Consider the following 23349-nt stretch of genomic DNA (forward strand, 5'->3'; position numbering starts at 1 on the left):
GCATTCACCCCATGATTTCACTATAACGAATGACAACATACGAAGTCAAAGAAGACTTATCGCCTTTTTATTATCCCTTTCGACAGTTACAGATCAACTTCTACAAAGCGTCAAACTAGAAACTTCTCTTGCTCCTCTATCGTATAAAAGAATTCCAATTTGTCTAACTGTAATTCCTGTCGTATATACATCATCAACAAGTAAAATATGTTGGTCATGAAACATCTCTTCTCCCTGAAAATAAAAAGGATTACTTCCTGAAAGCCTTTCTTTACGCGATTTCTTACTTTGCTTTTCTGTTTCCCTTCTTCTTAATGATGGATAAGAAACTTTGACAGGCAAACAAGTTGCTAATAACTCTGCCTGATTAAAACCACGTTCATATTCCCGTTCCCTACTAAGCGGAACAGCAATAACAGTTGAAACGACCGAAAAATACTTTTGAAATAGCTCCCGAAAAGATCGGTGAAAAATATGAACTAATTCCGCATCCCCCCGAAACTTAAACTGTGCTACTATTTCTTTCATCTCATCATCGTATACGTACAACGAACGATTTTTAAAAGGCCGATACTTCTCATCGCCCCTCCATCTTATACAATCCATGCAAATATCATCTTTTTTAAACGAATTAGAAATAACTTCTAAAGGTCGCCCACACTCCATGCAAATTTCTCCTATTATATAGGAAAGTTTCCGCTCACATCTGTCACATATATATTTTTTATGAGACTTTACGAAAAAGGTACACCAACTAACTGTTTCTAAAATATACGCATCGCAAAGTAGACAATGCATTAATCGATTAGCCCTTGTTCTTTCGCAATTTTGTTCATACGTTGAATATGTTTTTTCGCACGTACCATCGCCTCTGTCTTGCCGTAATGAAAATAAACAACCTCACCATAAGGTTCTTCAAAACTACGACCTGCTCGGCCTGCAATTTGTACGAGCGCACTTTCCGAAAAGATTTCTTCTTCAGCCCCTAACACAGCCACTTGTAAGTTCTTCACAGTTACTCCCCTTTCTAAAATTGTCGTTGTAACTAATAACGGAATGTCTCCCTTTCTGAAAGATGCCACTTTTTCTTTTCTCATCGGATCTTCTGCATGTACGCCATCGATTCTATTATCCGACCCTTTCAATAACAAGCTCATTTCTTCTATATATCGCACATGAGGAACAAATAAAAAAATAGGATGTTTTTTGTTTAAGTGCATTTTTAACCATTGTAGTAACACGCGAGGAATTTTTTTATGATGAAGACTTTTCTTCCAACTTCCGCACCAACTAAATAGAGGAACTGGTAACGGATGACGATGGTATCGTCCTGAGACAATGATACCTTTTTGTTTCCCCCTTCTGAAGTTGCGCTTCCACTTTTCATCAGGGGTTGCAGTTAAATAAATACGCGCTGCTTTCTCTTTCATCGCTTGTTTCACCGCATACTGTAACATTTGATCCGCATGATACGGGAAAGCATCAATCTCATCTACAACCATGACATGAAACGCTCTATAGTAGCGTAACAGTTGATGAGTCGTTGCAACGACTAACGCTGCATCCTTTTCACGATCTACGCTCCCTCCGTATAAAGCAGCTACATTTATATGCGGAAACACTTCTTGCAATCTTGGTGCTAATTCCAGTACAATATCTGTCCTTGGCGTTGCGATACAAACTCTTTCTCCTTTTTGAAGTGCCTCTGCAATACCGTAAAATAACATTTCTGTTTTTCCAGCCCCGCACACAGCCCAGATAAAAAAAGATTCTTTCTGCTTAACAGCTTCTATAACACCTTGCGCCGCCAACTCCTGACCAGCAGATAGCATTCCTTTCCAATGTAACGGATTCTTACTACACTTACCTTTCCTTTCAGCGATTCCTCGAACAAGTACAGTACATTCACTAACTCTCCCCAGCGTTATACACCTCCGGCAATACGTACATACTTTACTGCACCTTTTGCATAAAAATGATGCGAATAGCCGCTGCTCTATATTTCCACACCGCTGACACGTATATTTAGAAGCTTTCTTTTTTATACCTTGTACACATACGACCTCTCCCTTCTTTTTCAAGTTATTTAAGTCCTTAAGTAGATCTGAAGAAAGTTCTTCTAATAGCAACTGCTTTCCAGCGAGCATCAGCAACCACCCCCAGCACCACTATAAACCTTTCTCATAATCTCGTAAAAACGCAAAAAAGCCGATAACCTACTTATAAAATAGTAAGCTATCGACTTTATACACATGTTTTATTCGATTATAAATCCTAGAATCTACCGTATCCTAAGAAATGTTTTTGGTTGTAGCTACTGCTTAAGCTAGAGTAAGCAATCCCTTTATCACCAGCATGAATCATTTGGCCATTACCAACGTAAATACCGATATGAGATGGACCTGGTTTATAAGTACCTTGGAAGAATACTAAATCTCCAGGTTGTGGGCTACTTACTTTAGAAACTGAATTCCAGTAACCTGCAACGTCTTGACGTCCTACACCATAGATGTAAGAAATGAATCCACTACAGTCAAAACCACCGTTTGATGGAGATGCACTTCCCCAAACATATGGCATACCTAAGTATTGTTGTGCTTTACCAATTACGCCAGGAGCCGGAGCTGGGCCTGGTGCCGGTTCTGATTTTTTCTCTTCTTTTTTAGGTGCTTCTTTTTTAGGTTCTTCCTTTTTAGGCTCTTCTTTTTGAGCTTGTCCACCATTGTTTGCTGGTGCAGCTGGTGCAGTTTGCTCTGCTGGTGCTGGCTGAGCTTGCGTAGCTTTAGCAGCTTGCTCTGCTTGTTTTTGAGCAGCAGCTTCTTGTGCCGCTTTCTCTTGTGCTTCTTGTTCAGCAATACGTTGTAATTGTAATGCTTGTTTTTCAAGATCTTTCAATTGACTTTCCGTACTTGTCATTGAAGTCACAACTGTGTCCATTTTACCGCTTAAATCGTTTACTGCTGTTGCTTTTTTCGCTTTTTCAGCGTCAAGTTCTTTCTTAGCAGTTTCAATTTGAGCTTGTGCTTCTTTTAATTCTTTTTGCTTTGTTTTTACCGTTTCAACATCTTTTTTCACGTTCGCTTGATCTTCTTGTTGTGTTTTCATGATATCTTCGTCAGACTCAAGAATTTTAGAAACAGAAGTTAAACGATCAACTAAATCTGCAACGTTTTTAGAGTTTACAAGAACTTCTGTTACAACATTTGTGTTTGGTTGTTCTTGAAGTGCAACTAAACGCTTTCTTAATAATTCTTCACGTTTTGCAATTTTCGTTTGTAGTTCTGCAATGTCTTTATTTTTCTTTTCGATTAATTGCTCAGTATCTGCAACTTTTTTCGTTGTTTCATCAAGTTTTGAAGCGTTCTCTTGAACAGACTTATCCAAACCTTGAATTGTTTTGTTTAAGTCATTCATTTGCTTTTGTAATTCATCACGTTCTTGTTGTTGTTTATGTAAAGTGTCATTTTGTGTATTAATTTGTGATTTCACGTCAGAAATTTTATCTTCTGCAAATACATTTGGTGTTAGTCCTGAAAACATTAACCCTGCAACTAATGCGCAAGATGCCATTTTTAGCTTTTTCATTTTATTTTTTACACCGCTTTCTTTTTTCTTTTTCCGTATATAACCTATAAAATTTATACCATAATTCGGGATTTTTTTTGCTAATGTTACGCTTTTGTAAAACAAATGTAATATTATATGTAACACTATCGCAAAATATGCATATTTTTGTATGTATGTGTAGAAATTTAAAAGCTTTTTATAAGCAAAGAAAAAACGCAAGGTTTCCCTTACGTTTTGTTAAATATACTAATACGGATGAAATCAAAACGTTATTTCATCCATTTTTCAGCCCAATTTTGGACTTCATCCATAACACTTTCTAACGCTTTTCCCTTGTCCGTTAAACCGTACTCGATTCGAACTGGTACTTCTGGATAAACATTACGAACTACAATGCCTTCGCTTTCCAATTCCTTTAAACGCTCTGACAACATACGATCGCTCATATTCGGTATAATATCTGCGATTTCTCTAAAACGTTTTGACTCTTCAAGCAAAGATTTAATAATTAAGCCAGTCCATTTCTTACTAAGCAAAGTAAAAGCTGACTCAAACTTTGGACATAAACAAGAATTATGCTCCATATGTTTCACCTCTCTTCTATTATAATATAGTTTCTTGTAAAAAGTAAGTTATAAAACTTTCCTCATTATTTTATTTTACGTACATTTTACCATTTCCAAATATTAACTTGTCAACTTCACGTAAAATATCCGTAAAAAAACCCTCTTCCAAAAGAGAGCTTTTTATATCTTTATTACTTCGTATACCATCCAAGACCTAATGCACCTTCACCTAAATGCGTACCAATTACAGCACCGAAATAACCTGTACGGATTGTAACATGAGGATATTTTTCTTCTAATTCTTTCTTCCATTCAATCGCTTCCTCTTCACGTTGCGCATGAATGATAACTGCTTCCATAGGTACACCTTTACTTGCTTGCTCATCAAAAATTTCGATGATACGTTTTAATGCTTTTTTACGCGTACGGATTTTTTCAAACGGAATAATGATTTTTTCTCTAAAATATAAAACCGGCTTCACTTGTAACAGACTACCAATGAAAGCTTGCGCACTATTTAATCGTCCTCCACGTTGTAAATGGTGTAAATCATCTACTACAAAATAAGCGTCCATCGTTTTCTTCATTTCATCAAAACGGGCGATAATCTCTTTTGGATCCTTTCCTTCGCTTGCTAGCCTTGCACCTTCACGCACATAGAATCCTTGTACTTCACAACTAATTTCAGAATCGTACGTATATACATCAATACCCTCAACCATCTGTCCAGCTGTCGTTGCCGTTTGATATGTACCACTAATTCCACTTGAAAGATGAATGCTAATAACTGCATCGTAATCTTTAGATAATTGTTCATATAGCTCAACAAACTTTCCGATTGCTGGTTGAGAAGTTTTTGGAAGTTCTTCTTGCTCACGTACTTTTACATAAAAATCATCTGCTGAAATTTCAGCTTCTTCTTGATAAGATTCCGTTCCAAACACAACGTTTAAAGGAATCATATATATATTGAGTTCATCACGAATATGCTTCGGTATATATGCTGTACTATCAGTAACAATAGCTGTTTTCATTTGCGTACCTGCCTTATAAAAAAGTTTTTATTTCCTAATTTTACACGAAAACTAAAAATGGTGCATCCATACATGAAAATGCCGGTTTGAAATTATACTCATCATCTCGACAAATTACAACAAAAAGGTAAAATACTCACCAAAAATTTCAACTTATTTATAAAAAATGTTTGAATATAAAAACGCCCGCTTTTAAAATGTAAAGTACTAGTCATTTTGATGGATAGGGGCGTATACAAGTGTTATTACAATATTTAACAATAAAAGACTACGGTGAACACGAAATTGTTATTCAAAAATCAAGATTCATCTGTTATGTTAGTCGTGCTACAACCGAAGAAGAGGCTCAAGAATTCATACAAAAAATTAAAAAACAAAACTGGAATGCCACACATAATTGTTCCGCGTATTTGATTGGTGAACAAGATCAAATCCAAAAAGCAAATGATGATGGCGAACCTAGTGGTACAGCTGGTGTACCTATGTTAGAGGTACTAAAAAAACGCGGTTTAAAAGATACCGTCGTTGTCGTTACCCGCTATTTTGGTGGCATCAAACTGGGCGCTGGTGGTTTAATTCGCGCATATGGAAAATGTACAAGCGAAGGCATTAATCATGTCGGTGTTGTCGAGCGAAAACTAATGCGTGTTATGCAGACCGAGATTGATTACACATTACTTGGCAAAATTGAAAATGAATTGCGTAATTCAAAATATGCCATTAAAGATATACATTATCTCGAAAATGTCACATTTGATACGTATGTAGAAGAAGATGGAAAACAAGCATTCACAGATTGGATGATTGAATTAACAAATGGGAAATGTACAATTACAGAAGGAGATATGTTGTACTTAGAACAAGATGTTATCTAAGAATAACTACATCATCACCTTTAAATATTAATGTAGTGAATTACTTTCCTACAAATGAACTAAGGAGATTATATATGGAAGAACGTTATTATCATCTCCAAAATAGCAGAATAAAAAAGAAACGAAGAAGAAAGTTTTTCTACTTCCTCATTTTCTTATTTTTATTTGTTAGTGTAGGACTTTATATATTAAATTCCTACTCTTCTCTCATGGGGATGTATAGTGGTTTTACTCGTGAAAAATCGGATTTGAGAACCGCAGATGTAGAAATTACAAAAGAGCCTTTTACAATCCTTATTATGGGTATAGAAGATTATGCAACAGACGGTCAAAACGGTCGTACAGATTCATTAATGTTTGCGACAGTCAATCCAAAAACGCAAAAGATTTCACTTATGAGTATCCCTCGTGATAGTCGTGTTCCAATTGTCGGAAAGAATAAAGAGGACAAAATTAATGCTGCGCATGCTTACGGCGGAGAAGAAATGGCAATCAAAACGGTCGAAGGTTTTCTAAAAGTGCCTGTAGACCATTATCTTAAAATTGATTTCCAAGGCTTTAAAGGTATTGTTGATGCTGTTGGCGGTGTTACTGTTGATGTCCCCTTCGATTTTTGGGAGCGTTCAGACGTGGATTACTACAAAAAAATTGAATTTAAGCAAGGGCAACAAGAATTAAATGGTGAAGAAGCACTCGCTTACGTTCGTATGCGAAAGCAAGATCCAAATGGCGATTATGGTCGGGCCGCTAGACAAAGACAATTACTAGCTGCTGTTGCTCAAAAACTGAATTCCACCTCTACCGTATTTAAAATTAAAGATTTGACAGAAGTCGTTGGAAAATATATAAAAACTGACATTCCTATTTCAGATGGCCTTGCTCTTTACAATAAACTCTCTGGGTTTGATCCTTCTACAATGCAAACGTTCAAACTTGAAGGAGAAGACAAAAAAATAGGTGGTATTTATTACTTCCTTCCAGATCCAATCGGTGTTGAGACAGTACGTAACGAAATAAAAAAAGAATTAGGAGAAACAGCAAACTCTCACGAAAATTCAACAACAAAAACCGAATCAAATCCTTCTTCAAATTCTAACTCTAACGAAAAGGCAAAGAAAGAAACGGGCCAAAATCAGAACAAGACACAAACTGAGCCCCCTCCTTCTACGAATGCTCATGCAGAGTGGATTATGAGAAATCAGCAATAAAAAAAGAGCCGAATCAAATGATTTGGCTCTTTTTTATTTACTTATTAAAGTGTTGTAAAATCGCTTCTACAATACGCTCTGATGCACGACCATCACCGTATGGGTTAGATGCTTTCGACATCTCATCATGAGCTTCTTTATTCGATAACAATTCATCAGCAAGACTAAAGATTGTCTCTTCGTCTGTTCCTGCTAATTTCAATGTCCCTGCTTCAATACCTTCTGGGCGCTCTGTTGTATCACGAAGAACAAGAACCGGTACACCTAATGACGGTGCTTCCTCTTGTACCCCACCAGAATCAGTTAACATTAAGTATGAACGAGCTGCAACATTGTGGAAATCAATTACATCTAACGGCTCAATTAAATGAATGCGGCCATGATCGCCTAAAATATCATTCGCTGTTTCACGAACAACAGGGTTCATATGAACAGGATACACAACTTGTACGTCTTCATGCTTATCAACAAGACGCTTAATTGCACGGAACATGTTACGCATTGGCTCTCCTAAGTTTTCACGACGGTGAGCTGTCATAAGTACAAGACGATCATTCCCAAGTTTCTCTAGTACAGGATGACTATATGTTTCTTTTACAGTCGTTTTTAGTGCGTCAATCGCTGTATTTCCTGTTATGAAAATGCTTGACTCATCTTTATTTTCTTTCTGTAAGTTCGTTGCCGATTTTGCTGTAGGTGAGAAATGAAGATCTGCCATTACACCTGTTAATTGGCGATTCATCTCTTCTGGGTATGGAGAATATTTATCCCATGTACGAAGTCCTGCCTCGACATGACCTACTGGAATTTGATTATAGAAAGCAGCCAAGCTTGCAATAAACGTTGTCGTCGTATCACCATGTACAAGTACGATATCCGGCTTTGCTTCTTTCATTACTTTATCCAAACCTTCTAAACCACGTGTTGTAATATCAATTAAAGTTTGGCGATCCTTCATAATATTTAAATCGAAATCTGGCGTAATTCCAAAGATACTTAATACTTGATCTAACATTTGACGATGTTGTGCTGTTACAGTCACAATCGATTCAATTTTATCTGGATGCTTTTGCAACTCTAATACAAGAGGTGCCATTTTAATTGCTTCTGGACGTGTCCCGAAAATTGTCATTACTTTTAAACGTTCAGTCATTTCATTGCCTCTTTTCTTTCACTAGTTACAACTTCTATTATGACATATAAGAATATACATGAATACATACCTTTTTAACGAATAACGGAAAAGTCCCTCTTACAAATACTTTCTCTTCCAACAGAATAATAATCTATCTCTTGCTTCTTGACATCCTCATCAGTATAACAATTTCTTCCATCAAATAAAATAGGTTCTCTCATAAGTTGGGCGTACCGTTCTAACGGATAAGCTCGGATAGCCTCCCATTCTGTCATGATAAAAGCCGCACTCGCTCCTCTAATCGATTCATCTATACATTCACTATATTGTATAGTCTCCCCAAAGATATTTTTCATATTTTGAATCGCCTTCGGGTCATATAGAACTACATCCGCACCTATATTAATTAATTCTTGTATCATAATAAGGGATGGTGCATCTCTTATATCATCAGTATTCGGTTTAAATGACGCTCCCAGCACCGCAATCCGCTTCTTATTCATATTTATTACTTTCTTTGCTTTCTCAATCAATAACAACTGTTGTTTATTATTCACTTCAATAACTGCTTTTAACAAGCGAAAATCATGCGCCACATTCCCTGCAATTTGCACAAGAGCTTTCGTATCTTTCGGAAAACACGATCCCCCGTAACCAATGCCCGCATTTAAAAAAGACGCACCAATTCTCTTATCCATTCCCATTCCTTGTGCAACGTCTAATACATTCGCTCCTACCTTCTCACATATATTTGAAATTTCATTGATAAAACTAATTTTTGTCGCTAAAAAAGCATTCGATGCATATTTAATCATCTCTGCACTTTTTATATCTGTAACATACGTTTTTAAGCGTAATTCACTATATAAATTCTCCACTTTTCGTGCCGTTTCCTCATTATCTGCTCCAATTACAATACGATCTCCTCGAAAAAAATCGTAAATACCTGAACCCTCCCGTAAAAATTCTGGATTCGATGCAATATGTAATTCATGTCTCCCCTGTAACTCCTCCTCAATCCATCCTCTAATCGTACCATTCGTCCCTACAGGAACAGTACTTTTTGTAACAACAATAATGTCGTTAGTCGCATATGTTCCAATATCAACACATGCACTTTGAATATATGTTAAATCCGCTGTCCCATCTAATAAAGATGGTGTTCCAACTGCAATAAATATAAACTCTGCATCGTTAAATGCTTCTTCTTTACTTGTTGTAAAAGTTAAACAGTTATTCTCATATGCTTCATTTATTAATTCATATAAACCAGCTTCATAAATAGGCAGATCCCCTTGTTTTATCCGTTCAATTTTCTCATCATTTATATCAAAACATGTAACCGAATGTCCCAATACTGCCAGTCCTACTCCTGTAATCAATCCAACGTATCCGGTACCTATTATCGTAATTTTCATTTCCTTTTCGCACAGGAATATACAATAGAAAATATACGAATACATAGAATTCTCCCTGTGCTTCCCCCTCTCACATTAAAAATGAGAAAACTCTTTTACTTCTTTATTATATGAATTACTTTTTTCATTCTTTTTTAAGTTTTTGTAAAATTAAATAACTTTCATTAATTATTCGTTAAACCAATCGATATTTTACAGAAATTAAGGCTCCCCGTTCGTTCGGGATAAATTCCCACATTTTAACACGGAACTTACTCATTTCTACGTGTAACACTTATAATATTGAAATAAAAGTATTCACTATTAAAGAAAAAGAGAAAATGTCATATTCCAAAGCCCAATACGATTAACCTTCTCAAATGATTCAACATTCTGTATACAATTGTCATATATTCTATCCGCTTCCATTTACCGTAAAAACAAAAAAAGATTGAATTCTAATCTTTTTGTGATACCATATGTTATGAGCCTGTAAATAAACATCATAATTTTCAGATAAATATATTAAAAAAAATTACGTTAGACTATAAAAGGGTGGGGTATTAATGGACTCACAAGTGATTTATGCCATTTTGGCATCTTTCATCACTGTACTCGTCGTTACTCCTTTAGTTATTAAGTTAGCTTTTAAAATAGGAGCAACAGATAAGCCAAACGCGCGTAAAGTACATCAAAAGATCATGCCTCGTCTTGGCGGGTTAGCGATATTTATTGGTGTAGCTGTAGGATTTGTTGTCGGTGGCTTATATGAACAAAGAATGTTATCGATAACGCTAGGTGCGATTATCATTGTAATCATCGGTATTTTAGATGATATGTACGAGTTATCTGCGAAGGTAAAATTCGGTGGACAACTATTAGTTGCCATTATGATTGTAAAAAGTGGATTATTAGTGCAAGTATTATATATTCCAATCCTCGGGGATACTGAACTTGGATGGCTTGCTTACCCAATTACAGTATTTTGGATTGTAGGTATTACAAATGCCATCAACTTAATTGACGGCTTAGATGGATTATCCGCTGGTATTTCATCTATCGTACTGGCAACGCTAGCATATATGGCCTTCACTAGCCCATGGGGTACTGGAACAGCTATTATTTTACCGCTAGCACTAATTGCACTTGCAAGTACAATTGGATTTTTATTCTACAACTTCCATCCAGCAAAAATTTTCATGGGAGATACAGGCGCACTATTTTTAGGATACTGTATTTCTGTTATATCGTTACTTGGATTATACAAAAGTGTAACGTTATTCAGCTTTATCGTTCCAGTTATCATTTTAGGCGTACCTGTATTTGATACGACATTTGCAATTATACGTCGTATCGTAAATAAAAAACCTATTTCAGCACCAGATAAGTCGCATTTACATCACCGTTTACTTGCAATGGGCTTCTCTCATCGTAAAACGGTACTAATTATATACGCTTTCGGTATTTTCTTTAGTGTAAATGCAATCATTTTCTCTAGTGCGACATTATGGTTATCCATTATTCTTCTTTTCGTTTTAATCTTCTTTACAGAAATTATTGCTGAAGTAATCGGGCTTGTACACGAACGTTACAAACCACTTATTTCCTTTTATAAAAAAGTGAAAAAACGCGAAGACTAATTGTAGTATAGCCTGTACAATTATGAAATATTCAAATAGCCTCCTCTTTCTTATAAGAGGAGGCTATTTTTTATTCATTATTTTACATTTCCAAAATATAGATTGTTTGAGAGTGTCGCTATTGGAGAAAGATATACATTATAAGAAAAGGATTATATTTTCTTTTTTACATCTTGATTGGCAAACTGAGGGTGAATGTTATGATCAAGCGAGTATTTCAATACATTATTTTATTTTTAATGATTACTATGTACGCGTCATCTCATGCAGGAGCAACTACTATTCCCCCTGCTGAACATCATCCAAATACTGAGACGACTTCTCCTACCAAAAAAATCGCGTACTTAACATTTGATGACGGACCAAACAAATATACTACACAAATTTTAAACATCTTAAAAGAAAAGAACGGAAAAGCAACTTTCTTTGTTATTGGTGGAAAAGTGCCACATTATAAAAAGACAATGCAAAGATTAATTAAAGATGGACATTATATCGGACTTCACAGTATGTCACACGATGTAAAACGTCTTTACACTGGTGATCCATCTGCTTTAATTACAGAAATGGAACAAACACAAAACATTGTTCAGCAAGTTACAAAATTAAATACACATCTCGTTCGTGTCCCGTATGGTAGCATGCCTTACTTAAAAAAGAATTACCGTGATGCACTCGTATCAGCCCAGTATAAAATGTGGGATTGGACAATCGATACATACGACTGGAAAAGCTATGACAATCCTTCTGCCATACTAGAAAGGGTACGTAATCAGAGCGATGAACAAGTCGAAGTGATTTTAATGCATGATTCGAGTGTCACTGTACAAATACTGCCAAAAGTAATTGATTATTTACAGTCACAAGGATACAAACTTCTTCCCTATAATCCATCTTCTCATCTCGAAGTTAATTTTTGGAAAGACACAAGATTGTAACAGCTTTAGTGCCTATGTGCTAAAGCTGTTTTATTTTTCTCTTCCCACCCTTCCCATTTTTGTGTAAAATTTTAAATAGTGATGAAGTTTCGAGGTGAATAGAAATGAAACGAATAGATCTCATTTTTGACGCAATACAAAAAGGCAATTATACAGAAGGTGTAACCGCATCAGAACTCGCTACCCTGTTGCAACTAGATCGCGCCAATGTAAGTAGTGACTTAAACAAACTTGTAAAAGATACACGTTTATTAAAAACAAATACGCGTCCTGTTCGTTTTTATATAGAAACGAACACTTCGTTGGAAACGCATTCAAAAGAAGTGACTTCATTAGATACATTTGCTCTTGAAAATACAAGCCTTAAAATCGCAATCGAAAAAGCGAAAGCTTCTATTCTCTATCCTCCAAACGGTATGCACACTTTACTGCTGGGAGAAACAGGAGTCGGAAAGTCTATGTTCGCTTCTTTAATGCACGAATATGCAATTGAAGTTGAACAGCTTCCTAAAAACGCACCATTTATCGTCTTTAACTGTGCTGATTATGCAAATAATCCACAGCTACTACTGGGGCAGTTATTTGGGATTAAAAAAGGAGCTTATACAGGGGCAAGTGATCAAAAAGGGTTAATTGAAAAAGCACATGAAGGGATTGTTTTCTTAGATGAAGTACATCGCCTTCCTCCAGAAGGACAAGAAATGCTTTTCACCTTTATTGACCGCGGAGTATATCGCCGCCTTGGTGAAACAGAAAACGAGCGTAGAGCACAAGTATTAATTATTACTGCTACAACCGAAGAACCAAATTCATTTTTATTAAAAACATTTACAAGACGTATACCGATGACTGTCACACTGCCACCACTTCGTGAGCGTACACATAAAGAACGCTTTGCTTTATTACAACTATTTTTCACAAATGAAGCAATCCGCCTGCGAAAAGAAATTCACGTTAGCCCGAATGCAATGCGCGCTTTTGTCTTTTACAATTGTCCCAATAACATCGGTCAATTAAAAACGGATGTACAAATTGCCTGCGCGAAAGCCTACTCTGACTTCGTGACAAAAAAACGTGATTCTGTCTACGTTTCAAGTACAGATTTACCTTGGTATATGAAAGAAGGGCTATTCATTGAAAGAAAAAGCCGTCATCTATACCAAATACCAAATGAAACATTTATATTTACAGTAGATGAAGGTTGGAGTAATCATAAAATAGAGAATGAAAAACAGTCTTCTATTTACGATTATATTGATTATAAATACGAAGAACTTCAAGCTCGCGGTATTGAAGAGGACGAATTAGAATTACTAATAGAAAATGATATTCAAAGCTTTTTCGTACAATATTTTAACCAAATGTCCAAAAAGACAAGTCATGAAAATGTTTTTAAAATTGTGGATCGTAATATCGTTTCCGTATGTGAAAAAATTGCGGAACTTGCTGAAAAGCATTTATCTAAGACGTTTGATGAAAAAGTATTTCTCGCTTTAAGTTTACATGTACAGACAACTCTACAACGTTTACAAGCTGGAAAACAAATTCATCACCCACAATTAAATCAAATTCGTACGAAATATAAAGAAGCTTTTTCCGTAGCTATGCAATGCATTCAACTACTGGAAGACGAATTACAAATAACAATGCCTATCGATGAAGCAGGCTTTTTAACAATGTTCTTCGTTGTTGATCCAATTCCTGCCTCACAAACAGAAGTAAAAGTATTAATATTAGCGCACGGCAACGGCATTGCAACAGAAATGGCAAACGTGGCAAACGAACTTCTCGGCATTGAGGAAGTAACCGGTATTGATATGCCGCTACATGAATCGCCGAAAGATTTCTTAGAGCGCGTGAAAGTGTATATGAAAACACTCCAAAATGTAAACGGGCTTCTCTTACTCGTTGATATGGGATCGCTCGCTTATATTGGTGATATATTAGAAACTGAGTTCAAAATTCCAGTACGTGTTCTTTCCATGACGAGCACTCCACATGCACTAGAAGCAGCTCGAAAAGCTCAGCTTGGCTACTCGTTAGATGCATTATATGAAACAGTGAAGAACTTAACGCCGTTTTACTTAAACGTACAAGAAGAAAAGAAAAAGCCACTATCACCAATGAAATCTGTTATTTTAACAGCTTGTTTAACTGGTGAGGGCAGTGCTTTAGCTATTCAAAAAATGTTAGAGAACTATTTGCGATTTGACAAAGACTTAATTGAAATTATTCCGATTAGTATTGTCCATGAAAAAGATTTAACGAAAATGATTGAGAACATAAAAAAAGAGCGGAATATCATTTGTATCGTCACAAATTTCGATGTGCAAGTCCCATGCTTAACATATCATTTTCAAGATATCGTAAACTACACAGCAATTCAGCCAATTCAAGAATTAATTACGTATGAAGAAACATATGCAAAAATGGCTGACATTCTTGAACAACAAATGCAGCGTAACGACGGAGCATTACTTATTAAAACAATTCGTTACGCATTAAATACAATTCAAGAATTAATTTCCTTACAGCTAACTCCTGACAGCTTAATGGGTGTTATTCTGCATATGAGCTGTATGGTTGACCGTCTTCAAAAAGGAGAAAGCCTCCTCCCTCATCCAGATAAAGAGAAACGAAGACAAGATGAATACTGGATGTATATGAAAGTGAAAAAAGCATTACAACCGATTGAAAATACATTTGAAATACAAATACCCGATGACGAAGTGTTTTATATCATGGACTTCTTCATAAAAAATCAATCTGTAAAAAATTAATCGAGACAGTTTTTTAGTATATTGATCTTAACTCAGATTTTATCAGCGATTTTCAAAATATATCAGCGCAACTCGAGTTTTATCAGCGGTTTTTCTAATATATCGATTTACCAACAATAATCGATAAAATTTGCACCTTATAGCAAAAAAGGCTGTTCCAAAATATGGACAGCCTTTTTTCTACTTCTTTACTTTCCTAATTCTCCCCCTGATTTCCCCCTTCTTATTGGACTTCGTATAAACATTTACATATACGTTCGCCTGAATGATTTCTTGAAGTAAGCTATCAAACGCTCTCCCCTGTAAAGGCCCTTCAAAATCCACCACATTGACTACACCCGTCACGGCTCCTTCATTTACACTAATACCTTGCTTTAATGGACCAAATAGGCTTAAAACAATTGGACCAATTTGATCTGCTTTCCCTAAATGAATTTGGCATGATGTAACTTTTTCGATGTTTTTCAATATGACCCGATATTGCAACTTCTTTAAATCATCACTAAATATAAACTCTGCTACGCCATAAGCTTCTGTATTTACAGGAGGTATTTCCCTCTTACCTGTTAACCTCGCAAAGAAATGTGTTGTCATACGGGCATTCTCCTTATATAAATTTCCCAGCACTACTTCTACTACTTTATGGTTTATACATAATCATTTATGACTTTTTCAATTTTAATTACAAAGAAAAGATTCACACAATCTTTACATTAGAATCGTTCCTTTTTCTTTACTACCTCTTGTATAATGCACTTAGAAAAACATTCTCGGAGGTCATTTTGGAAAACAACAAATACACTTTTCACACATTATTAGAGATTTTTCTCGTTTCATTTAAATTAGGACTTACTTCATTTGGTGGTCCTGTCGCCCATCTTGGGTATTTCCACCACGAATATGTGCAAAAAAGAAAATGGATGGATGAACGAAGCTATGGAGATTTAGTAGCACTATGTCAATTCCTTCCTGGCCCTGCTAGCAGTCAAGTCGGTATGGGGGTTGGATTATTAAGGGGCGGGGTATTAGGAGCTATTATTTCATGGATTGGATTCACACTGCCATCTGTGCTTGTTTTAGTTTTCTTCGCCTCATTCCTTAATCAGTTCGATCTTGGAAGTGCTGGCTGGATTCATGGACTAAAAGTTGTAGCAGTCGCTATTGTCGCTCATGCAATCTGGGGAATGGCGCAAAAATTAACGCCAGACCGAAATCGTGCGACGATTGCTATTGTAACTGCCGCAATTGCCTTACTATGGCCAAATAGCTGGACACAAGTCATTCTCATTATAGTATCTGGCTTTATCGGCTGGGTTTTATATCGCAACCAAACAATTAGCCAATCTCAACATATAAAAATACCTATTTCAAAAAAGATAGCAATTTCTTGTCTCGTCTTATTCTTCGGACTATTACTACTGCTACCAATATTAAGACCGTTTTCTTATTACATCGCTCTATTCGATAGTTTCTATCGCTCTGGCGCACTTGTATTTGGAGGCGGACACGTCGTACTGCCCCTTCTTGAAGGTGAGTTCGTACAAAACGGAATGATGACGCAAGAACAATTCCTAGCTGGATACGGATTAACACAAGCAGTACCAGGACCACTATTTACATTCGCCTCTTATATAGGAGCAGTGCTAAATGGGACGCTTGGGGCAATACTCGCAACAATTGCAATCTTTCTTCCTGCTTTCTTGCTCGTTATTGGTGTTTTACCATTTTGGAACAGTGTAAGAAAAATATCTTTCATACAAGGCGCACTACTTGGAGTCAATGCAGCCGTTGTCGGTATTTTACTAGCAGCTTTTTATGACCCTATTTGGACAAGCACAATTATGAATGCTGTAGATTTTGTTTTTGCGTCTCTTCTATTTTGCTTGCTCGCTTTTTGGAAAACACCACCTTGGGTTATCGTTATCCTTGGAGCCTTCGGCGGATATATTCTATCCATTTTGTAAATAAAAAACGACGGCATTATATAGCCGTCGTTTTTTTATTAGAACTTCACAAGCTCCATTCCTTCTGGTAACTCGCTCTCTGTTAAAATACGCAATTCTTTCACACGATCCATTACGTAGGAGGAACGCTTCACAAGCTCTGGATCAATATAAGCTGGATGAACCATAATTTCTACCGTTTGCTCACTTTGTACTCTTTCTTTTAACTTCACAAAGTAATCTTCCGTCACACCATCCGCGTAAAAGTCACTGTAAAACACATCAGAAAATGGGCGTACTGCTCGCTCTTCCTCACAACGACGAATTGGAACATTATATTTAGCAGCTAATCTCTCAAGAACATCGTGCAAAATCGGCAAGCCATGCACGTGATGATGACTATCTAAATGAGTTGGTGTTAATCCGTAAGATAAGAATTTCTCAATTTGGGCAGTCCATTCCCTCTCAACTTCTTCTGGACTTACCTTCCCTTCCCATACGACGCTTTGTTTATGAAACGATCCATCGCTACTTACAAGTGATGGTACGTCTCCAAGAAGCGGTTTCCCTGCCGTTAATACGAGATGTACTCCTAACCCTAACGTTTTATACTCTTTTGCTAAGCATACCGCATGCTCTGTTCCTGGCATATTCATCATCATCGTCGTTGAATTGACAAGTCCATTTATATGTCCATCAATAATGCCGTAATTTGTGCCTTCTGTAAGACCGAAATCATCTGCATTTACAATTAATTTAATCATCGTAATACCTCCTATTGAAATAAAAAAAGCGGGCTAAATAGCGCCGCTTTTATTTCTCTACCTTTTTGAAGAACTGCGGAAGATGTTCTTTATGTGCTTCCAACATTTCATCTAAAATTTGTTTTGCAATTTTATCTGATGGTACAAGTGGGTTAATTGTCATAGCAAGCAGCGCTTTATGATAATCCCCTGTAACAGCAGCTTCAATTGTTGTGCGCTCAAATGATTTAATTTGTTGCACTAAACCGCGAACTGGTACTGGAAGATCTCCAACTGCAATTGGTTTTGGACCTTCTTTCGTAATAATACAGTTTACTTCAACAGCAGAATCATGTGGTAAGCTTGCAATTGTTCCGTTGTTTCGTGTATTAACAGGCTGGATATCACCTTTATTATTGTAAATAGACGTAATTAAGCTACATGCTGCGTCACTATAATAAGCGCCGCCACGTTTTTCTAATTGTGGTGGTTTAATATCTAAGTTCGGGTCTTTATATAACTCGAATAAATCATCTTCTAATTGTTTTACTACTTCTGCACGTGTACCTTTTTCAACCGAAGCTTCTTTCTCTTCTTCTAGCATTTCACGTGTTTTGTAGTAGTAACGATGGTATGGACATGGAATTGCATGAAGGCCGCGAATAAAGTCTGGCTCCCAGTTAAGCGCAGCGATATTTTCCATCGTAATTTGCTTTTCTGGATCTGTTACAAGTTCTAACACACGATCCATTACACTTACGCCATCTAAATATACGTCTAGTCCGTATACCATATGGTTTAAACCTGCGAAGTCAACATGTACACGACTTGCATCTACTTCAAGTAATCTCGCAAGACCCATACGGATTCCGATCGGAACGTTACATAGACCAACTACTCTTTGGATATTTGTATAACGAAGAACAGCTTCTGTTACCATACCAGCTGGGTTTGCAAAGTTAATTAACCATGCATTCGGACAAAGCTCCTCCATATCCTTACAAATATCTAAAATAACAGGAATCGTTCTCAACGCTTTGAATAAACCACCAGGACCATTTGTTTCCTGACCGATTACATCATATTTTAAAGGTATTGCTTCATCTTTTGCACGTGCTTCTAATAAACCAACGCGAAGCTGTGTTGTTACAAAATCAGCATCCTTCAATGCCTCACGGCGATCAAGTGTTAAATGAATCTCGATTGGTAAACCAGACTTTTTCACCATACGTTTCGCTAAGTTACCGACAATTTTCAATTTTTCTTTTCCTGCCTCAATATCTACTAACCAAATTTCACGGACAGGAAGCTCATCATAACGTTTAATAAATCCTTCAATTAACTCTGGTGTATAACTAGATCCACCGCCGATTGTAGCAATTTTAATTCCAGTCATGCTTTATTCCCCTTTCGCTTCAAGCTTTTTATAAAGATCGATAAACTCTGCTGCTAATTCTTTTACTGTAATCGCATTCATTAAATGATCTTGTGCATGAATTAAAAGAACACTAATCTCTGTTTTTTCTCCTCTTGCTTCTGATTGTATGAGCTCTGTTTGGAAATGATGCGCTTCATTAATCGCTTCTTTCGCCTTTACCATCGCTTCATCAGCTTCTGCCATTTTCCCCTGTTTGGCAAATTGAAGTGCCTCCATTGCAAAGCTTCGTGCATTACCACTATTTAAAATCAATTGGAATGGAATTTGTTCTGCTGTAGTCATCATAATTATCGCCCTCTCTATTATGGTTCAACCGATTTAAATACCCCTTCAGTTTGAACATTTCTATTAAAATATTAATTTATAAATGATAGTTTGGTGTTCTTGTAGATGGGTCTCATCTTTCTGAACATGATATAAAGGTAATTGTTCTCACAGATAATATTATCTGTGAGAACAATCTTTATGTTACATAGGTACAGAGTTGTTATTTCCTTGCGCTGCTGCTTTTTCAGTACGAACAACTGAACGGTCACATAACACAACGAATGGATAATAGATTACCATCGCAATTACAAAGTTGAATAACTGTAGAATTGCACCTGAAAGATGTCCACCTGTTACAAGATAACCACTAATAATTGGTGGTGTTGCCCATGGAATCATCACAACTGTTTTTGGTACCCAGCCAATAGATATAGCTGTATAGGAAGTAATTACTAATACAATTGGTGTTATGATAAACGGTAAGAATAAAATTGGATTTAAAATAATTGGTGTACCAAAGATTACTGGTTCGTTAATGTTAAATGCACCAGGCCCAATTGATAAGCGAGATACACCACGTAATTGTGCACTTTTTGCTACGAGTAATACCACTATTAAGAATGCTAATGTCGCACCAGAACCACCAAGGTATACGAAAGTATCAAAGAATGGTTTTGTAATAATATTTGGAACATCAAATGCAGATGTACCACCTTTGAATAAATTCATATTTTTCTCTAATGCTGGTAAGTATAATGGCTCAATAATACCACCAACGATATTTGGCCCATGTAAACCGAAGAACCAAAGAAGATGAACAAGGATTACAATGATAATTGCACTTGGTAATGTCCCTGCTAAACTTTGCAGTGGTGATTGAATCGTATTAAAAATAAATTCATGAACACTTGTACCAGATAATTTCACTGCTAATTGAATACCTGCAACTACTGTTAAGATAACAAATGCTGGAACTATAGCTGCGAAAGATCTTAAAACTGCTGGTGGTACTCCATCAGGCATTTTAAAAGTAATGTTTCTTTGTACAAAGAAACGGAATACTTCAGTAACAAGGAGTGCCACAATAATTGCTACGAATAACCCTTGTGCACCTGTCCAAGCTAAGTTCAATCCGCCTTCTTTCGGTGTTGTTGGTGTAAGAATAATTAACGCACCAAATGAAATAATACCTGCTGACAAACCATCAACGCCGTAAGATTTTGCTAAGTTATAACTTGTTGTAAATGCTATGATTAGTGCTAGAATCGCGAAAGAACCAGTCCACATTCCGCCGCCGACTTGTTTCCACGTTTCACCAAACAAACCTTTCATGAAATCTTGGAAAACTTCAGATGGAAAACCATTAATTAGTGATGCCAGTGCACCAACTAAAATAAGTGGCATAACTGCAATAAATCCGTCACGGATCGCAGCTAAGTGACGTTGCGATCCGATTTTACCAGCGACAGGAACAATATATTTCTCCATAAATGCAATAAATTTTTGCATTTCGCTTCCCCCCTAATTATTTTTTAAGTGTTAACGCGTGATCTAAAACTGCTTCTCCATTCATCATGCCGTAGTGCATCGGATTGATAACATCGATTCCAACGTTTCTCTCATCAGCAAGCGTTTTCATTGAAGAAAGCATATAACGAACTTGTGGTCCTAGTAATAATACATCTGCTTGATCGATATTCGTTTTTACTGCATCCCCAGATACAGCCCAAATCTTTCCTTCTAGACCGCGAGCTTTTGCAGCCGCTTCCATTTTTGTAACTAGTAAACTTGTAGACATCCCTGCTGAGCAACATAATAAAATATTCATTTGAAAATCCCCCTTGTGTAGTATAAAAAATTTATGTTTTATTTATTTTTCTTTACGCTATTTATTAATGCAATTAGCGTGCCAACTTTTTAAAACCACTAAAAATCAGCACTTTTTCGACTGTTTTCTTTGTGTGTTAACGCTTTCAATTAGTGTGTCACTCAAAAAACACACAGTGTGTTATAAAACAACATGCTTTTAACACATAACTGTATGAAAATAGATTAGTGTTTAGTTGTCTAGTTGTGTTTAAAACAAAAAAACACTAAAAAAATTTTTTAGCGTGCAAATCTAGTAAAAAAATAAACCTTTCTTAAACACACTCTTCTATCTATTGTCCAAGCAAACTCTACTAAATTACATAGAATAGAGTAAAATAACACAGTTCGAAAGGGGATTCCTATGCCAAAACATAGAAAAAAGAGCAAAATAAAGATTTATAGAATAACAAGCTATAAAAAAGACAAGCGTTCTGAATTAGACTCTGACAAATTTGAACTAGAACAGCAGGAAATAGAAAATAAGCACGACAAACAGGGCAAACAAGATAAGCAGGATAAACTGGACAAGCACGACAAACAAGACAAGCAAGGTAATCAAGATAATCAAGTACAATCGGCAAATGTAGTCATAGTACCCACAGATTCACACAACTTAGATATATGGGATGAAATTTCTCTAAAGGAAATACAAGCTGGTGAACATACAAATTTATTTGCGAAACAAAGTAATTATCAAAATATTAACTTGTTACAAGTTAGCGATATCCGTTTATATTTGGACAAGCAACTACAATTCAGTTCCGTTGATGAGCAAATTTATCATGAAGCACTTGTGCATCCAATTATGTCAAAAGTAATTAATCCAAAACGCGTTCTCATATTAGGCGGTGGCGATGGTCTTGCCCTGCGAGAAGTTTTAAAATATGAAACTGTACTACATGTAGACCTTGTTGACTTAGATGGATCGATGATTGATATGGCTCGTAATGTTCCTGAATTAGTTTCTTTAAACAAAAGTGCATTTTTTGATAATCGTGTAAATACACACGTATGTGATGCAAAGGAATTTTTAAGCTCTCCTTCTTCTTTATACGATGTAATCATTATTGATTTCCCAGACCCAGCGACAGAGTTGTTAAGTACTTTATATACAAGCGAACTTTTTGCTCAGATAGCTACATTCTTAACAGAAGATGGTGCATTCGTCTGCCAATCTAATTCACCTGCTGATGCACCTCTTGTATATTGGAGTATCGGTAACACAATTGAACATGCGGGATTAACTGTGAAAAGTTATCATACAATCGTTCCTTCTTTCGGAACTGACTGGGGATTTCATATTGCCGCTAATTCTCCCTATGTACTCGATCAAATTGAGCAATTATACGTAGTACCAACTCCTCGAACATTACCTTCCCTTCTTTTTCCTTTATTTCAATTTAAAGAAGAACATTTAGAGCAACGTAATTTCTCTCTTCTAAACTCCGAATCGAACCTTATCCTACACCAATGTTACAAAAAGGAAATGGAGTTTTAACGATACTATAGTAAGGAGTGCTACCTTATGGAATATTCTACTTTCGGTAAGCATATAATAGTAGATTTATGGGGAATAGATTTTTCCCTATTAGATGATATTCACTTTTTAGAATATCATCTAGTTAACGCTGCCGATCGCTCTGGTGCCCATGTTTTAAACGTAAGTACAAAAGAATTCGATCCGCATGGTGTTACTGTTTTAGTTTTACTATCAGAAAGCCACCTTTCTATTCACACTTATCCAGAAAAAAACTTTGCAGCCATTGACTGTTATACTTGTGGTACGACCGTTGAACCGCAAATAGCGATTGATTATATCGTAAGTTTATTAAAACCAAATGAGATGCATATAAAGAAACTAATTCGTGGTATAGGAGAAATTGTTACTACCGATTAAATATCACTCTTACTCATTTGTAAAAAGGAGGATTGTAAATACCATCAGTGGA

Annotated in this window: 21 protein-coding genes; 8 read left to right on the forward strand and 13 right to left on the reverse strand. The window is 36.2% G+C overall.

Going from position 1 to position 23349, the window contains the following annotated elements:
• Positions 1-93: 93 nt before the first annotated feature.
• The 5 genes from DN390_RS01780 to DN390_RS01800 form a co-directional block, all read right to left on the reverse strand.
• A complete protein-coding gene (locus tag DN390_RS01780) occupies positions 94-798 on the reverse strand; it encodes a ComF family protein (RefSeq protein ID WP_147806453.1) in 705 nt (234 codons plus the stop codon).
• The gene (gene comFA / locus DN390_RS01785; RefSeq protein ID WP_147806454.1) at positions 798-2147 is read right to left on the reverse strand and encodes an ATP-dependent helicase ComFA; all 1350 of its coding nucleotides are present in this window, start codon (positions 2145-2147) and stop codon (positions 798-800) included. The genes DN390_RS01780 and comFA overlap by 1 nt, the downstream gene beginning before the upstream one ends.
• A gap of 127 nt (positions 2148-2274) precedes the next feature.
• Entirely contained in the window at positions 2275-3690 is a 1416-nt protein-coding gene (locus DN390_RS01790; RefSeq protein ID WP_141439209.1) for a C40 family peptidase, read from the reverse strand.
• A gap of 146 nt (positions 3691-3836) precedes the next feature.
• Positions 3837-4151, reverse strand: coding sequence for a winged helix-turn-helix transcriptional regulator (locus DN390_RS01795; protein WP_000400857.1), 315 nt, complete (start codon positions 4149-4151; stop codon positions 3837-3839).
• Between the two features lie 173 nt (positions 4152-4324).
• Positions 4325-5167: a DegV family protein gene (locus DN390_RS01800; protein ID WP_097950805.1), complete on the reverse strand. Its 843-nt coding sequence runs from the start codon at positions 5165-5167 to the stop codon at positions 4325-4327.
• A 239-nt stretch (positions 5168-5406) separates the two neighbouring features.
• On the opposite strand from DN390_RS01800, the gene DN390_RS01805 reads away from it, so the two are divergent.
• Together DN390_RS01805 and DN390_RS01810 are read left to right on the forward strand one after the other, a co-directional pair.
• Positions 5407-6042 (forward strand): YigZ family protein, encoded by a 636-nt coding sequence (locus tag DN390_RS01805; protein WP_000926682.1) that lies wholly within the window; start codon positions 5407-5409, stop codon positions 6040-6042.
• A gap of 74 nt (positions 6043-6116) precedes the next feature.
• On the forward strand, positions 6117-7250 hold the full coding sequence (locus DN390_RS01810) for an LCP family protein (RefSeq protein ID WP_147806455.1): 1134 nt from the start codon (positions 6117-6119) through the stop codon (positions 7248-7250).
• A gap of 37 nt (positions 7251-7287) precedes the next feature.
• Here the strand turns inward: DN390_RS01810 and wecB are convergent, their stop codons facing one another.
• Both wecB and DN390_RS01820 read right to left on the reverse strand, forming a co-directional pair.
• Positions 7288-8403 carry a non-hydrolyzing UDP-N-acetylglucosamine 2-epimerase gene (wecB, locus tag DN390_RS01815; RefSeq protein WP_060632882.1) on the reverse strand — a complete coding sequence of 372 codons (1116 nt, stop codon included), beginning with the start codon at positions 8401-8403 and terminating at the stop codon, positions 7288-7290.
• Positions 8404-8477: 74 nt separating this feature from the next.
• Positions 8478-9848, reverse strand: coding sequence for a UDP-glucose dehydrogenase family protein (locus tag DN390_RS01820; protein WP_147806456.1), 1371 nt, complete (start codon positions 9846-9848; stop codon positions 8478-8480).
• A gap of 500 nt (positions 9849-10348) precedes the next feature.
• Here DN390_RS01820 and DN390_RS01825 point away from each other — a divergent pair, with 500 nt between their 5' ends.
• The 3 genes from DN390_RS01825 (at position 10349) to DN390_RS01835 (ending at position 15140) form a co-directional block, all read left to right on the forward strand.
• Positions 10349-11422, forward strand: a complete 1074-nt coding sequence (locus DN390_RS01825) for a glycosyltransferase family 4 protein (RefSeq protein ID WP_000378310.1) — start codon at positions 10349-10351, stop codon at positions 11420-11422.
• 200 nt (positions 11423-11622) lie between these two features.
• Positions 11623-12360, forward strand: coding sequence for a polysaccharide deacetylase family protein (locus DN390_RS01830; protein ID WP_063221808.1), 738 nt, complete (start codon positions 11623-11625; stop codon positions 12358-12360).
• A gap of 104 nt (positions 12361-12464) precedes the next feature.
• A complete protein-coding gene (locus DN390_RS01835; protein WP_147806457.1) occupies positions 12465-15140 on the forward strand; it encodes a sigma-54-dependent transcriptional regulator in 2676 nt (891 codons plus the stop codon).
• A gap of 180 nt (positions 15141-15320) precedes the next feature.
• On the opposite strand, the gene exsM is transcribed toward DN390_RS01835, so the two are convergent.
• The gene (gene exsM, locus DN390_RS01840; RefSeq protein WP_147806458.1) at positions 15321-15734 is read right to left on the reverse strand and encodes an exosporium regulatory protein ExsM; all 414 of its coding nucleotides are present in this window, start codon (positions 15732-15734) and stop codon (positions 15321-15323) included.
• A 188-nt stretch (positions 15735-15922) separates the two neighbouring features.
• Here exsM and DN390_RS01845 point away from each other — a divergent pair, with 188 nt between their 5' ends.
• Complete coding sequence (locus DN390_RS01845; protein WP_147806459.1) at positions 15923-17104, forward strand: chromate transporter; 1182 nt, start codon at positions 15923-15925, stop codon at positions 17102-17104.
• A 38-nt stretch (positions 17105-17142) separates the two neighbouring features.
• Here DN390_RS01845 and chbG read toward each other — a convergent pair whose 3' ends face one another.
• The 5 genes from chbG to DN390_RS01870 form a co-directional block, all read right to left on the reverse strand.
• Positions 17143-17847 carry a chitin disaccharide deacetylase gene (gene chbG / locus DN390_RS01850; RefSeq protein ID WP_147806460.1) on the reverse strand — a complete coding sequence of 235 codons (705 nt, stop codon included), beginning with the start codon at positions 17845-17847 and terminating at the stop codon, positions 17143-17145.
• A gap of 49 nt (positions 17848-17896) precedes the next feature.
• Positions 17897-19222, reverse strand: coding sequence for a 6-phospho-beta-glucosidase (gene celF / locus DN390_RS01855; RefSeq protein ID WP_147806461.1), 1326 nt, complete (start codon positions 19220-19222; stop codon positions 17897-17899).
• A 3-nt stretch (positions 19223-19225) separates the two neighbouring features.
• Positions 19226-19549: a PTS lactose/cellobiose transporter subunit IIA gene (locus DN390_RS01860; RefSeq protein WP_000989050.1), complete on the reverse strand. Its 324-nt coding sequence runs from the start codon at positions 19547-19549 to the stop codon at positions 19226-19228.
• A 183-nt stretch (positions 19550-19732) separates the two neighbouring features.
• Positions 19733-21040 carry a PTS cellobiose transporter subunit IIC gene (gene celB / locus DN390_RS01865; RefSeq protein ID WP_147806462.1) on the reverse strand — a complete coding sequence of 436 codons (1308 nt, stop codon included), beginning with the start codon at positions 21038-21040 and terminating at the stop codon, positions 19733-19735.
• A gap of 16 nt (positions 21041-21056) precedes the next feature.
• Positions 21057-21359, reverse strand: coding sequence for a PTS sugar transporter subunit IIB (locus DN390_RS01870; protein WP_001023569.1), 303 nt, complete (start codon positions 21357-21359; stop codon positions 21057-21059).
• A gap of 402 nt (positions 21360-21761) precedes the next feature.
• Between DN390_RS01870 and DN390_RS01875 the strand changes: the two genes are divergently transcribed.
• Both DN390_RS01875 and speD read left to right on the forward strand, forming a co-directional pair.
• Positions 21762-22898: a polyamine aminopropyltransferase gene (locus DN390_RS01875; protein ID WP_147806463.1), complete on the forward strand. Its 1137-nt coding sequence runs from the start codon at positions 21762-21764 to the stop codon at positions 22896-22898.
• A 27-nt stretch (positions 22899-22925) separates the two neighbouring features.
• Positions 22926-23297: an adenosylmethionine decarboxylase gene (gene speD / locus DN390_RS01880; protein WP_147806464.1), complete on the forward strand. Its 372-nt coding sequence runs from the start codon at positions 22926-22928 to the stop codon at positions 23295-23297.
• Positions 23298-23349: the final 52 nt, after the last annotated feature.

The organism is Bacillus sp. SH7-1 (assembly GCF_008042405.1).
GTDB lineage: Bacteria > Bacillota > Bacilli > Bacillales > Bacillaceae_G > Bacillus_A > Bacillus_A thuringiensis_N.

Coding starts and splice junctions, on each gene's coding strand:
- DN390_RS01780 (WP_147806453.1), bottom strand. CDS start 798: ATGCATTGTCTACTTTGCGATGCGTATATTTTAGAAACAGTTAGTTGG.
- comFA (WP_147806454.1), bottom strand. CDS start 2,147: ATGCTCGCTGGAAAGCAGTTGCTATTAGAAGAACTTTCTTCAGATCTA.
- DN390_RS01795 (WP_000400857.1), bottom strand. CDS start 4,151: ATGGAGCATAATTCTTGTTTATGTCCAAAGTTTGAGTCAGCTTTTACT.
- DN390_RS01800 (WP_097950805.1), bottom strand. CDS start 5,167: ATGAAAACAGCTATTGTTACTGATAGTACAGCATATATACCGAAGCAT.
- DN390_RS01810 (WP_147806455.1), top strand. CDS start 6,117: ATGGAAGAACGTTATTATCATCTCCAAAATAGCAGAATAAAAAAGAAA.
- wecB (WP_060632882.1), bottom strand. CDS start 8,403: ATGACTGAACGTTTAAAAGTAATGACAATTTTCGGGACACGTCCAGAA.
- DN390_RS01820 (WP_147806456.1), bottom strand. CDS start 9,848: ATGTATTCGTATATTTTCTATTGTATATTCCTGTGCGAAAAGGAAATG.
- DN390_RS01825 (WP_000378310.1), top strand. CDS start 10,349: ATGGACTCACAAGTGATTTATGCCATTTTGGCATCTTTCATCACTGTA.
- DN390_RS01830 (WP_063221808.1), top strand. CDS start 11,623: ATGATCAAGCGAGTATTTCAATACATTATTTTATTTTTAATGATTACT.
- DN390_RS01835 (WP_147806457.1), top strand. CDS start 12,465: ATGAAACGAATAGATCTCATTTTTGACGCAATACAAAAAGGCAATTAT.
- exsM (WP_147806458.1), bottom strand. CDS start 15,734: ATGACAACACATTTCTTTGCGAGGTTAACAGGTAAGAGGGAAATACCT.
- chbG (WP_147806460.1), bottom strand. CDS start 17,847: ATGATTAAATTAATTGTAAATGCAGATGATTTCGGTCTTACAGAAGGC.
- celF (WP_147806461.1), bottom strand. CDS start 19,222: ATGACTGGAATTAAAATTGCTACAATCGGCGGTGGATCTAGTTATACA.
- DN390_RS01860 (WP_000989050.1), bottom strand. CDS start 19,549: ATGATGACTACAGCAGAACAAATTCCATTCCAATTGATTTTAAATAGT.
- celB (WP_147806462.1), bottom strand. CDS start 21,040: ATGCAAAAATTTATTGCATTTATGGAGAAATATATTGTTCCTGTCGCT.
- DN390_RS01870 (WP_001023569.1), bottom strand. CDS start 21,359: ATGAATATTTTATTATGTTGCTCAGCAGGGATGTCTACAAGTTTACTA.
- DN390_RS01875 (WP_147806463.1), top strand. CDS start 21,762: ATGCCAAAACATAGAAAAAAGAGCAAAATAAAGATTTATAGAATAACA.
- speD (WP_147806464.1), top strand. CDS start 22,926: ATGGAATATTCTACTTTCGGTAAGCATATAATAGTAGATTTATGGGGA.